This window comes from Peribacillus sp. P4_D6 (assembly GCF_056401795.1).
Window position 1 is genome coordinate 1 of the sequence record NZ_JBFUIQ010000112.1, and the last position, 12,380, is coordinate 12,380.

13 protein-coding genes and 1 riboswitch are annotated in these 12,380 nt (G+C 42.0%); of the genes, 12 read left to right on the forward strand and 1 reads right to left on the reverse strand.

All coding sequences use genetic code 11. The annotated features are described in order from the left end of the window. The 4 genes from AC1DVB_RS21530 to AC1DVB_RS21545 form a co-directional block, all read left to right on the forward strand. Positions 1–278, forward strand: a 278-nt coding sequence (locus AC1DVB_RS21530; protein ID WP_477590873.1) for an electron transfer flavoprotein subunit alpha/FixB family protein, incomplete at its 5' end; no start/stop codon positions are given. 200 nt (positions 279–478) lie between these two features. After that, positions 479–799 (forward strand): thioredoxin, encoded by a 321-nt coding sequence (gene trxA, locus AC1DVB_RS21535; protein ID WP_328113193.1) that lies wholly within the window; start codon positions 479–481, stop codon positions 797–799. Positions 800–902: 103 nt separating this feature from the next. Beyond that, on the forward strand, positions 903–2,675 hold the full coding sequence (gene uvrC / locus AC1DVB_RS21540) for an excinuclease ABC subunit UvrC (RefSeq protein WP_053535876.1): 1,773 nt from the start codon (positions 903–905) through the stop codon (positions 2,673–2,675). A 61-nt stretch (positions 2,676–2,736) separates the two neighbouring features. After that, a riboswitch (Lysine riboswitch) is annotated at positions 2,737–2,913 on the forward strand. A gap of 89 nt (positions 2,914–3,002) precedes the next feature. Beyond that, positions 3,003–4,235 carry an aspartate kinase gene (locus AC1DVB_RS21545; protein WP_098186884.1) on the forward strand — a complete coding sequence of 411 codons (1,233 nt, stop codon included), beginning with the start codon at positions 3,003–3,005 and terminating at the stop codon, positions 4,233–4,235. A gap of 63 nt (positions 4,236–4,298) precedes the next feature. On the opposite strand, the gene AC1DVB_RS21550 is transcribed toward AC1DVB_RS21545, so the two are convergent. Next, on the reverse strand, positions 4,299–4,769 hold the full coding sequence (locus AC1DVB_RS21550; protein ID WP_057276669.1) for a YslB family protein: 471 nt from the start codon (positions 4,767–4,769) through the stop codon (positions 4,299–4,301). A gap of 383 nt (positions 4,770–5,152) precedes the next feature. Between AC1DVB_RS21550 and AC1DVB_RS21555 the strand changes: the two genes are divergently transcribed. From AC1DVB_RS21555 to AC1DVB_RS21590, 8 genes are all read left to right on the forward strand, one after another. Further along, the gene (locus tag AC1DVB_RS21555) at positions 5,153–5,761 is read left to right on the forward strand and encodes a succinate dehydrogenase cytochrome b558 subunit (protein ID WP_057276668.1); all 609 of its coding nucleotides are present in this window, start codon (positions 5,153–5,155) and stop codon (positions 5,759–5,761) included. Positions 5,762–5,831: 70 nt separating this feature from the next. Further along, the gene (sdhA, locus tag AC1DVB_RS21560) at positions 5,832–7,583 is read left to right on the forward strand and encodes a succinate dehydrogenase flavoprotein subunit (protein WP_034311432.1); all 1,752 of its coding nucleotides are present in this window, start codon (positions 5,832–5,834) and stop codon (positions 7,581–7,583) included. A 17-nt stretch (positions 7,584–7,600) separates the two neighbouring features. After that, positions 7,601–8,374 (forward strand): succinate dehydrogenase iron-sulfur subunit, encoded by a 774-nt coding sequence (sdhB, locus tag AC1DVB_RS21565; RefSeq protein WP_034308984.1) that lies wholly within the window; start codon positions 7,601–7,603, stop codon positions 8,372–8,374. A gap of 263 nt (positions 8,375–8,637) precedes the next feature. Continuing rightward, entirely contained in the window at positions 8,638–9,102 is a 465-nt protein-coding gene (locus tag AC1DVB_RS21570; protein WP_057276667.1) for an acyl-CoA thioesterase, read from the forward strand. A gap of 122 nt (positions 9,103–9,224) precedes the next feature. Next, positions 9,225–9,449: a helix-turn-helix domain-containing protein gene (locus AC1DVB_RS21575; protein ID WP_028392149.1), complete on the forward strand. Its 225-nt coding sequence runs from the start codon at positions 9,225–9,227 to the stop codon at positions 9,447–9,449. Between the two features lie 221 nt (positions 9,450–9,670). Continuing rightward, positions 9,671–10,114: a MarR family winged helix-turn-helix transcriptional regulator gene (locus tag AC1DVB_RS21580; RefSeq protein WP_034308979.1), complete on the forward strand. Its 444-nt coding sequence runs from the start codon at positions 9,671–9,673 to the stop codon at positions 10,112–10,114. A 10-nt stretch (positions 10,115–10,124) separates the two neighbouring features. Next, complete coding sequence (racE, locus tag AC1DVB_RS21585; protein WP_477590875.1) at positions 10,125–10,928, forward strand: glutamate racemase; 804 nt, start codon at positions 10,125–10,127, stop codon at positions 10,926–10,928. 335 nt (positions 10,929–11,263) lie between these two features. Then, complete coding sequence (locus AC1DVB_RS21590; RefSeq protein WP_034308974.1) at positions 11,264–12,343, forward strand: GerMN domain-containing protein; 1,080 nt, start codon at positions 11,264–11,266, stop codon at positions 12,341–12,343. Positions 12,344–12,380 lie beyond the last annotated feature (37 nt).

The following is a 12,380-nucleotide window of genomic DNA, read 5'->3' on the forward strand; positions in this document are numbered from 1 at the left end:
GAGCTTCCCGGGGAGCATGTGATGCAGACTATTGCGATTACTCATTACAAATCGGGCAAACGGGTAAAGTCGTAACACCTGACCTTTATATCGCCTGCGGAATTTCCGGTGCGATCCAGCATTTAGCGGGAATGTCCAACTCCAAGGTTATCGTTGCCATCAATAAAGACCCGGAAGCTAACATATTCAATGTGGCTGATTATGGAATTGTCGGAGATCTTTTCGAAGTCGTTCCATTACTTACGGAAGAATTCAAAAAACTTAAAGTTAACGCGTAATAGAAATAATACAGATGAGGGGCAAGACATTCGGCATAAGCCGATACATGTCTTGCCCCTTGTTTGCGCTAATGGGGAGGGTTTTTGGCCTGCATAGTTACTTTTTTTTTGGACATCCTACCACTGAAGCAAAATATTAGCATCGATTTGAGCAACAGTGGTATACTGTTTTTAGTTATTTGAGTAAATTTGAGGAGGAAATATATATGGCTATTGTAAATGCAACTGACCAAACTTTCACAACAGATACTAGCGAAGGTGTCGTTCTTGTAGACTTTTGGGCTCCATGGTGTGGACCTTGTAAAATGATCGCTCCTGTTCTTCAAGAGCTTGATACTGAAATTGGCGATACAGCAAAAATCGTAAAAGTGGATGTAGATGAAAACCAAGAAACAGCTGGGAAATTCGGTGTGATGAGCATCCCGACATTAATCGTCCTTAAAGACGGTGAAGTGGTCGATAAGGTTGTTGGTTTCCAACCTAAAGAAGCACTTGCTGAACTTATTGCAAAACACGCGTAATAGTAAGATAGCTAAAAAAAGCTTCAAGTCTGCGGACTTGAAGCTTTTTTCGCTATCTTGATATATAATGATTGTAAAAAAGGGAGAACAGGAGGCTGAATGCATGAATCAACAAATAAAGAATAAACTTGCCCTTCTTCCCGATCAACCTGGTTGTTATTTAATGAAAGATCGTCAGGGAACGATCATATATGTAGGCAAAGCGAAAGTGTTGAAAAATCGTGTCCGTTCTTATTTTACGGGATCTCACGATGGTAAAACATTTCGACTCGTGAACGAGATTGAGGATTTCGAATACATTGTCACCTCTTCCAATATCGAGGCTCTTATTTTAGAGTTGAACTTAATCAAAAAACATGACCCAAAATATAATGTCATGCTAAAGGATGATAAGACGTATCCTTTCATCAAGCTGACTGCGGAACGCCACCCGCGTCTAATCATTACGCGAAAAGTCAAAAAAGACAAAGGGAAATATTTCGGTCCTTATCCGAATGCATTTGCAGCTAACGAAACGAAAAAATTGCTCGACCGCATCTATCCCCTAAGAAAATGCAATACGTTACCGGATCGCGTTTGTCTCTACTATCACCTTGGTCAGTGCCTGGCCCCATGTGTATATGATGTAGAGGAACAGGAATATAAAAAAATGGTCGATGATATCAACCGGTTCTTGAACGGCGGGCATACTGAAATAAAAAAAGAACTGACTGAAAAAATGCTGGAGGCATCGGAAGAACTCGATTTCGAGAGGGCCAAGGAGTTCCGTGACAAGATTGCCCATATCGATATTACGATGGAGAAGCAGAAAATGATGACGACCGATTTCATCGACAGGGATGTATTTGGCTTTGCCTATGATAAAGGCTGGATGTGCGTTCAGGTATTTTTTGTCCGGCAGGGTAAATTGATAGAAAGGGATGTTTCGCTTTTTCCGGTCTACGATGAACCCGAACAGGAACTTCTTACATTCCTCGGTCAGTTTTACGAGATTACGAACCACTTTAAACCAAAGGAAATCTTGCTGCCTGAATCTGTGGATGCCGAAATGGCCGAAGGGCTGCTTGGTGTCAAAACGATTCACCCGAAACGGGGAGCGAAAAAAGACATGCTTAAATTGGCGAATAAAAATGCCTCCATCGCCCTTCAGGAAAAATTCTCTTTGATTGAGAGGGATGAAGAAAGAACGATCAATGCGGTGGAAAACCTCGGGAAACAACTGGGTATCTACACCCCGCATCGAATTGAAGCTTTCGATAACTCCAATATTCAGGGAAGTGACCCCGTTTCCGCTTTAGTCGTATTCATTGATGGGAAGCCGGAAAAAAGAGAGTACCGAAAATATAAGATCAAGACGGTCCAGGGACCTGATGATTATGAATCGATGCGTGAAGTGGTCAGAAGAAGGTATTCACGAGTATTGAAAGAAGGGCTGCCGCTTCCGGACTTGATCATCATTGATGGAGGAAAGGGACATGTCGAAGCGGTACGGGATATTCTGGAAAATGAATTAGGCTTGGATATTCCACTTTCAGGCCTCATTAAGGATGAAAAGCATAGGACCTCGCAATTGATGATCGGAAATCCGCTTGAACTTGTACCTCTTGATTCAAGGAGCCAGGAATTTTACCTATTGCAAAGAATTCAGGATGAAGTGCATCGGTTCGCGATTACGTTTCATCGCCAGCTGCGCGGGAAAAATGCGGTTCACTCCCAGCTTGATGATATTCCAGGAGTCGGGGAAAAGCGAAGGAAGCAATTATTAAGGCATTTTGGATCATTGAAGAAAATCAAAGAGGCGACGGCCGAGGAAATCATGGAAGCTGGCATGCCAAAAGGGGTAGCCGAGGGAATCGTTAGAAAATTACAAGAATAATCTTGCTACCGATAAATCTCTATGCTATGATTAAAAGGAATTTTTAACTAGACAACTTAAAAGTGCTGATAGAGGTGCGGAATTCAAGAGTAAAAACCTGGAGAAGTATGAGCTTCCATGAAAGGTTTTGAAAGGGGACGCCGCCGAAGGAAGACAAGACTCATACCTTGTCCTCCTGGTCCGACATTTAAGAAATGGCGGATTGTCAGGGTTTATACCCTGGAGAGCTATCTCACTGTGATTACAGTATTAAGATATGTGACCACAGCAATGAGATATTTCTCATTGCTTTTTTTATTGCCTAAAAAGTAGAGAGGGTGCATGAGGATGGCATTAATCGTTCAAAAATTCGGCGGAACATCCGTCGGTAGCGTAGAAAAAATCAAAAATGTTGCCAATCGGGTAATTGAGGAAGCGAAGAAAGGAAATGAGGTTGTCGTCGTTGTTTCAGCTATGGGGAAAACAACGGACCAATTGGTTTCCATGGCGCGTGATATTTCCGGATCCCCAAGCAAGAGGGAAATGGATATGCTATTGACGACTGGGGAACAGGTAACGATTTCCCTGTTAACGATGGCATTGATTGAAGAAGGACATGAAGCTATTTCGTATACCGGCTGGCAGGCTGGCATGCAAACGGAATCCGTTCATGGGAATGCCCGGATTTTAAACATCGATGCCACGAGGATCCAAGCCCAGCTTCAGGAAAAGAAAATAGTGGTCGTAGCCGGTTTCCAGGGTAACGATGCAAATGGGGAAATCACTACCTTAGGGCGAGGCGGTTCCGATACGACGGCAGTTGCCATCGCAGCAGCGCTTAATGCGGATAGATGCGATATTTATACAGATGTAACGGGTGTTTTCACAACGGACCCACGCTACATAAAAGGCGCGCGAAAACTCCAATCCATTTCTTACGATGAAATGCTGGAACTTGCCAACCTGGGGGCGGGCGTCCTTCACCCAAGGGCTGTCGAATATGCAAAAAATTATCAAATTCCGCTTGAAGTCCGTTCAAGCATGGAGAGAGAATCAGGTACGATCATAGAGGAGGAAGCAACTATGGAAGAAAACTTAATTGTACGCGGCATTGCTTTTGAAGACAGTATTACGAGGGTCACAATATATGGTTTGCCCCAATCACTTGGTGCATTATCCACGATCTTCACGACGCTTGCGAAAAACCGGATCAATGTGGACATCATCATTCAAAGCATGACTGCCGAGGATACGACGAATCTATCTTTTTCCACAAAAAGTGAAGATACGGAAGCGGCCTTGATCGTGCTGGAAAATAATAAAGAACAATTGGGATTCGACCGGGTCGAAACGGAGAGCGGATTGGCCAAAGTGTCCATCGTCGGTTCTGGTATGGTATCCAATCCGGGAGTGGCTGCCGAAATGTTTGAAGTGATGGCCAATACAGGCATCCAGGTGAAAATGGTCAGCACATCGGAAATTAAAGTTTCGACCGTCGTCAATGAAAAGGAAATGGTGAAGGCGGTTGAATCCCTTCATGAAGCATTTAAACTTGGTCAGCATGCAAATGTGCTAGCTTAAGTGTCAGGAGTCCAATAAAAAACAGACTTCCGGTAAAAAGGGTAAGTCTGTTTTCAGGGCTCATTAGATTGGATCTCTGGGATCCCATTGGATGGTGAATATCACTTTTTTTGCGCGGCGTTTGATTTCTTCCGTTGATTCGCTGAGGAATTTTTTTTGCAGTGAAAACTGCTCGGCAAGGAAACCGGCTTCAAGCTGGAAGTGACAATCAGGGTGTAAATCCAAGCGGCGGCTGATTATTTCACCCGTGAGGGATAATTCCATCTGGTGTTTCGTATACTTCAAGATTTCCAGATTGCCCCATCCAGCGCTTTGGAAAAATTCAATCACTTCCTGATCGCCATTCAATGGGAATTTTCTTGCTAATTGTTTACCTGCCCAATAGAGGATTTGATTAGAGTCTTTTCCGAGAATATCGTTCAATAGAACTTCTCTGATTAATTCGTACCCGAAAGCTGGAACTTTGAATTCTTCAGTTTGAATTTCTTCCGTTTGAATCTCTTCTTCTATCGCAGCAGCAATATTTTTTTTCATAGTTTATCGCCTCTTTCTGTAAATCTATTATAAACGTATTTCTTTTGCAAATTATACTGTTTTTTATTTATTTAAATAGCAATTGGAAAAAAATGAGAAATTATACCGAGATATTAATAGTTAAATTAGAAATTTATTCAAAATATCATCTTGACAAACAAAAAATACCCAATATAATCCAATAAAATCTATTCTGAAAAAGAGATTTCTTGTATCCGTTTTCTTGACGCACATAGAAGTCAGGAGTAAAATGGACATGTCACATAATTGTAAAGGAAGTATAGAGGAGTTTTTTGACTCTATACTGTATTTTCACGCGGAGATAAAAGGTAGCCACCAGTTTATCTTTGCATGATTTTTCACAAATTAAGGGGGGGCACTTAGTGGCAAAAAATCGTGAGTTTGGGAATCGCAGGCTTCATTCACTTCTAGGAGTAATTCCAATTGGTCTATTCCTAATTTTTCATTTATCTGTAAACTTTATGGCAACAAAAGGAGAAGAGACTTTTAATGGGGCAGTTCATTTAATTGAGTTTACGCCCGTGAAGATTTTGGTAGAATGGGTCGTCATCTATCTACCGCTCATTTTCCATGCTGTGTACGGAATCTATATTGCCTTTACAGCAAAAAACAATTTAGGCAGATTTAGTTTCTTCCGTAACTGGATGTTCATGCTACAACGCCTAACTGGAATCATAACGTTGATTTTCCTTGTTTGGCATATATGGGCAACTAGAATCCAAGCAGCTATGGGTGCTGAAGTTAACTTTGACATGATGGCAGAGATTTTCTCTAATCCATTCATGATTGTGTTCTATATTGTTGGTATTATCTCGGCAATCTTCCACTTTGCTAATGGATTATGGTCATTTGCTGTGAGCTGGGGTCTTACAGTTTCACCAAGATCGCAAAGAATCATGACTTACTTTACATTGATCGTTTTCGTTCTTCTTTCTTATATCGGAATCAGCGCAATTTTCGCATTCGTATAAGAAGATAGAGTTCATTTATAAGAATTAGGAAAAACATAGCTTGGCTAATGGAAATAAGGGAGTGACAGAATTGGGTAAAGGTAAAATAGTTATCGTTGGTGGAGGTCTAGCTGGATTAATGGCTACGATCAAAGCAGCAGAGCTGGGACAACAGGTTGATTTATTTTCTTTAGTGCCTGTTAAACGCTCTCACTCAGTTTGTGCCCAAGGCGGAATCAACGGGGCAGTAAATACAAAAGGTGAAGGGGATTCTCCATATATCCACTTCGACGATACAGTTTATGGCGGAGATTTCTTGGCTAACCAACCGCCGGTTAAAGCGATGTGCGAAGCAGCACCATCCATCATTCATATGTTTGACCGTATGGGTGTTATGTTCAACCGTACTCCGGAAGGTCTTCTTGATTTCCGTCGTTTCGGTGGTACTCAACATAGCCGTACAGCATTCGCTGGTGCAACAACTGGTCAGCAATTACTTTACGCATTGGACGAGCAGGTTCGCCGTTATGAAGTTGAAGGCCTTGTAACGAAATATGAAGGCTGGGAATTCCTTGGAGCTGTTATCGATGATGAGCAAACAGCACGCGGTATCGTAGCACAAAACCTGACTTCAATGGAAATCAAATCATTCCCTGGAGACGCAGTCATCATGGCGAGCGGCGGCCCTGGAATCATTTTCGGTAAATCAACGAACTCAATGATCAATACAGGTTCAGCAGCTTCCATCGTTTATCAGCAAGGTGTTAATTATGCTAATGGTGAGTTCATTCAAATTCACCCGACAGCAATCCCTGGCGATGACAAACTTCGTCTAATGAGTGAATCCGCTCGTGGTGAAGGTGGACGTATCTGGACATATAAAGACGGGAAACCTTGGTATTTCCTTGAAGAAAAATACCCTGCTTATGGTAATCTGGTACCTCGTGATATCGCGACTCGTGAAATCTTCGACGTATGTATGAACATGAAGCTTGGCATTAATGGTGAAAACATGGTTTACCTGGATCTATCACATAAAGATCCTAAATTACTTGATATTAAACTTGGCGGAATCATTGAAATCTACGAGAAATTCATGGGTGAAGATCCTCGTAAAGTTCCAATGAAAATTTTCCCTGCCGTTCACTATTCTATGGGCGGACTTTGGGTTGATTATGACCAAATGACTAACATCAAAGGTTTATTCGCTGCAGGTGAGTGTGATTATTCACAACATGGCGGTAACCGTCTTGGTGCCAACTCACTTCTTTCTGCAATCTATGGTGGTTCAGTCGCTGGACCGAATGCCGTTAAATATATTGAAGGCCTTGCTAAAACTTCAGAATCCATTCCTTCTTCATTGTATGAAGGGTACGAAAAACAAGAACAAGAGAAATGGAATGAAGTCATGTCTCTTGATGGTAACGAAAATGCGTACATCCTTCACAAAGAACTTGGTGAGTGGATGACACAGCATGTTACTGTAGTTCGTTACAATGACAAGCTGAAAGAAACGGATAACAAGATTCTTGAGCTGATGGAACGTTACAAGAAAATTAACATCAATGACACGGCAAAATGGAGTAACCAAGGAGCTGCATTCACTAGACAGCTGCAAAACATGATGCAATTGGCCCGTGTAATCACGATTGGTGCGTTAAACCGTGATGAAAGCCGCGGAGCGCATTACAAACCTGATTTCCCAGAACGTAATGATGAGGAATTCATGAAAACTACTATGGCAACATTCAAAGGCTTGGATCAAGCACCTGAATTCCATTATGAAGATATTGATGTATCACTGATCGCACCGCGTAAACGTGACTACACTACGAAACACTAAAGAGGGGGAGCAAAAAAATGGTTGAAACTAAATCTGAGACTAAAACAGTCCGTTTTATAATCACTCGTCAAGATACACCGGATTCAGCTCCTTATGATGAGGAATTCGAATTAGCGTACCGTCCGAATATGAACGTAATTTCCGCTCTAATGGAAATTCGTCGTAATCCAGTAACGGTACAAGGCAAGCACACTACAGCAATCGCATGGGACATGAACTGTCTTGAAGAGGTATGTGGTGCTTGTTCAATGGTTATCAATGGTAAACCAAGACAATCATGTACAGCTCTTATCGATCAATTAGAGCAGCCGGTTCGTCTAGCACCAATGCGTACATTCCCTGTTGTTCGTGACCTGCAAGTCGATCGCAGCCGTATGTTCGACTCATTGAAAAAGGTAAAAGCATGGATTCCAATCGATGGAACGTACAACCTTGGACCAGGACCGCGTATGCCAGAAAAGAAACGTCAATGGGCTTACGAGTTATCTAAATGTATGACTTGCGGTGTATGTTTGGAAGCTTGTCCGAACGTAAACAGCAATTCAGACTTCATTGGGCCACAACCATTATCACAAGTTCGTTTATTCAATGCACATCCAACTGGTGCAATGAACAAAGCTGAACGTTTAAATACGATCATGGGTGATGGAGGACTTGCAAACTGCGGTAACTCACAAAACTGCGTGCAGTCTTGCCCTAAAGGCATTCCATTAACGACTTCGATTGCTGCGTTGAACCGTGATACTACGATCCAACAATTCCGTAACTTCTTCGGCAGTGATGAAGTTTAATCATGAACATGAAAGAACCTGTATCTTATGATATGGGTTCTTTTTTCATTGTTTTACATACACAGGCTTGGTTGGGAATCGAGAGAATCATAAACGATTGATAGCTGGGGTTGAAGTGTAAATCCGGCACCAGGCCAACTGTGAAGGATTTGTGAAGTGAGCTTGATAATTTACCCTGCTTTCAATAGAAAATCCTTTTCATTATCGTTGTTTTCTTATAAAATGAGTGAATAGTCATTCAATTCAGAAAGGGTGTGCACAAGTTGGGCAAAATATCATATATCGATAATATAACGGAGTGGATCAATGATTTTTCTTTTAAACATGAGATTAAGATCCGCTTTTCGGAAACTGATATGTTTGGGCACTTGAATAACACGATTCCTTTTACTTATTTTGAGGAAGCTCGGATTGAGTATTTCAACAGTATGGGGTTCATGAAGGATTGGACCTCGGCTGAATGCGGTGAGATGCCGGTTGTTGCCAATTTACAGTGTGATTACCTTAAGCAGATGTTTTTCAATGATCAATTGACAATCCATGTGAAAGCTGACCATATCGGAAATTCTTCAGTGGACCTACACTATATGGGGACTAAACAAGATGGTTCAATTTGTTTAACGGGCAGGGGGACGATTGTACAAGTGTCCAAGGCCACCGGGAAGCCGGTACCATGGACGGAAGACATGAAGCGTTCGATGCTGTATACTGTGCTGGAACATTCCTAAAAATATTTCCATTTAGACAAGTAAAAGAGTCACTCCATTGCCCCAGCCGACATACTATATCTTGACTAAATAGACACCCACTCCGGGTTTTATGCTGGTGAAGGCAAGGAGGGTAACATTACTTGAAGGAGAACGAATTCACTCATAAGCCATTACTCACCAAAAGAGAAAAAGAAGTATTTGAGTTACTAGTACAAGACAAAACAACAAAAGAAATCGCAGGTGAATTGTTTATTAGCGAAAAAACAGTTCGAAACCATATTTCGAATGCGATGCAGAAGCTTGGAGTTAAAGGACGTTCGCAGGCAGTCATAGAACTCCTTCGTATGGGAGAACTTAAGCTTTAATGTGTTAACTCTTAATACGTAAGCCTTATAAATAATTTCTCTCCCGTTCATTGGCAGCATATAAGGAAGGGCAAAACAATTTGGTTGTTTTGACTTCTTTGGATGCTGCTTATTTTTATGGTGGGGTTTCATTATGATTCCAGTCAATCAATCTTGAAAATCATTTCACTTTCATCCAAAATGGTAGTATGATAAGTTTCATGAAGTGGGGAGCTGTGTTTATGGATGAAGAGAAGCAGGCGGCATATGTAGCCGATATCGAGAAGGAATTGCGCTATGTATCGTCATGGCTTAAGCAAAGGGGAAGAGAAATTCTCCATGATTATAAAATTACCATTCCTCAATTCGTGGCTTTGCAATGGCTTTTTGAATCAGGGGACATGACGATTGGCGAATTGTCCACGAAGATGTTTCTCGCTTTCAGTACAACGACGGACCTGATTGACCGCATGGAGAAACATCAGCTTGTCCAGCGTGTCAGGGATGAAAAGGATCGGCGTGTGGTTCGAATTCACCTTCTTGAAGAAGGCGAACGGATAATCGAAGAAGTGATTAATAAACGGAGGCAGTACTTGAGTGGCGTGTTAGTCAATTTTAACGAATCTGACATCATGTCCCTCAAAGGGATTCTAGTAAAACTACATCAAGAAATGAAAGAAAAATGAGGCGAGTTTTTTGAAACAACCGATAGGCATCATTGATTCAGGAGTAGGCGGCTTGACAGTAGCTAAAGAAGTCATGCGTCAGCTTCCAAATGAAAATATAATTTATTTAGGTGATACAGCAAGATGCCCATATGGGCCGAGGACAAAAAAAGATGTCCAAACCTTCACATGGCAAATGACGAGATTTTTGATGAAGAAGGATATAAAAATGCTGATCATCGCTTGCAATACAGYGACTGCAGCTGTATTGGATGAAATCAGGGCTATACTTCCGATTCCTGTGTTGGGTGTCATACACCCAGGGGCAAGGGCGGCATTGAAAGTTTCTGATTCCTTGCATATTGGAGTTATCGGTACGGAAGGTACGGTAAAAAGCAAAGCTTATGACGACGCACTTGCTTCCATCAATTCCGATGTGAAAGTAGATAGTTTAGCATGCCCGAAATTTGTCCCAATCGTAGAAAGCGGGGAGTTTCAAGGGGGGATCGTCAATCGGGTCGTGGCACAAACCTTGAACCCGTTGAAGAAAACGAAAATCGATACACTGATCCTTGGCTGTACCCATTATCCACTGCTGGGGCCTGTAATCTCTTCCTATATGGGGGATAAAGTACAAGTCATTTCCTCTGGAGAAGAGACGGCCCGGGAGGCRAGTGTCATTTTGGATTACTATAAATTAATCAATAAAAGCAAGCTCCGTCCAGTTCATCGCTTTTATACAACCGGTTCAAGAGATATGTTTGGTTCCATCGCGTCGAGCTGGCTCGGTATTCATGCCAATACCATCGAAACAATTAAAATCGATCACTTATAAGACTTCCATTTGGAAGTTTCAGACTGCAGACAAACTTAATGAAAATGGAGTTTGTCTGCAGTTTTTTTATGGTTTCTACATGTGGCCGTTGATTGGAACGTGAGGCACTCGCTTTCCCTGCAGGTGGATGAAAGGATCCTATCCAGCATTCAGATTATACTTGGGGATGGGAGTTGATTGTTCCATTCAGGAAGTCTCCCAAATCCTAATGAAGCTGAAAAAGATGCATCAATACGGGCAAATTGCCCAGCTCCATTATCGGAGGGAAAATAATTGGTCTATTTTCCCCTAGGGCTCGTATAAATAGGAGTACAAACTGTCCTAGGAGTGATTTTATGTCCAATAAATCAAAAGTAACAATGGCTGTGACCATTCTGGCATCTTCTTTTTGGCTTTCAGGCTGCGGATTATTTGGCGGTGAAGAGAAAAAGGAAATTGATCCCCCGAAGGATGTTTCATTAGTCGAGGATGAATCTTCATTAAAAGAAACAGAAACGAATGGCGAGGAAAAGCCAGCGACTGAGGGTGAAGAAGGCGCTGTAGAATCGAAAACGGTGAAGACGGAGTTATATTTAATTGATAAAAGCGGGTATGTGGTTCCACAGACATTGGAACTTCCTAAATCGGAAGCTGTCGCTAAACAAGCCCTTGATTACCTTGTCAATAACGGACCAGTCACGGATAAACTTCCAAATGGGTTCAGGGCCGTCATTCCTGCCGATACCCAAATAAGCGTGAACATTAAAGACGGGGTGGCTGTGGCGGACTTTTCGCCGGAATTCAAAAACTATCAGAAAGAGGATGAACTTAAAATCCTTCAAGCCATCACATGGACCCTGACACAATTCGACTCGGTCGATAAAATCCAAATGAGAATCAATGGGGAAGATATTTCCGAAATGCCGGTCAATGGTACACCGATAGATGAAAATATCTCAAGGTCTTCAGGAATCAATATCGATACGAGTGATGTAGTCGACATTTCCAATACCAAAGCACTCACCGTTTATTATGTAGGCGGTGATGAGGAGTACACTTATTATGTTCCCGTGACGCGCAGGATCAGCGAAACGGTGACTGATAATGTAACAGCAGTCATTCAGGAATTAACGAAGAGTCCTTCGGGTTCTAGCCTGCAAACAGGGTTCATGAGTGATGTAGCTTTACTTGACGAGCCAAAAGTGGCAGAAGGTAAGGTCAGCCTGAATTTTAACGAAAATATCCTTGGAAGCTTTAAAGAGAAAAAGGTATCACAAGAGGTCCTTGATGCCTTGGTCCTTTCCTTGACGGAACAGAAAGGAATTGAAAGCGTTGAAGTGCAAGTGCAGGGCAGCGCAGATGTTCTTAATGAAGAAGGTAAGAAATTATCCGAACCAGTCGTCCGTCCAGAGAAAGTCAACACAGGCAGTTTTTAAATATATGTAGAAATAAAACAATGAGGCAGCTTACAGC

What these genes read in the sequence shown, in the direction of transcription:
- uvrC (WP_053535876.1), top strand. Translation starts at nt 903, where the DNA reads ATGAATCAACAAATAAAGAATAAACTTGCCCTTCTTCCCGATCAACCT.
- AC1DVB_RS21545 (WP_098186884.1), top strand. Translation starts at nt 3,003, where the DNA reads ATGGCATTAATCGTTCAAAAATTCGGCGGAACATCCGTCGGTAGCGTA.
- AC1DVB_RS21550 (WP_057276669.1), bottom strand. Translation starts at nt 4,769, where the DNA reads ATGAAAAAAAATATTGCTGCTGCGATAGAAGAAGAGATTCAAACGGAA.
- sdhB (WP_034308984.1), top strand. Translation starts at nt 7,601, where the DNA reads ATGGTTGAAACTAAATCTGAGACTAAAACAGTCCGTTTTATAATCACT.
- AC1DVB_RS21580 (WP_034308979.1), top strand. Translation starts at nt 9,671, where the DNA reads ATGGATGAAGAGAAGCAGGCGGCATATGTAGCCGATATCGAGAAGGAA.
- AC1DVB_RS21590 (WP_034308974.1), top strand. Translation starts at nt 11,264, where the DNA reads ATGTCCAATAAATCAAAAGTAACAATGGCTGTGACCATTCTGGCATCT.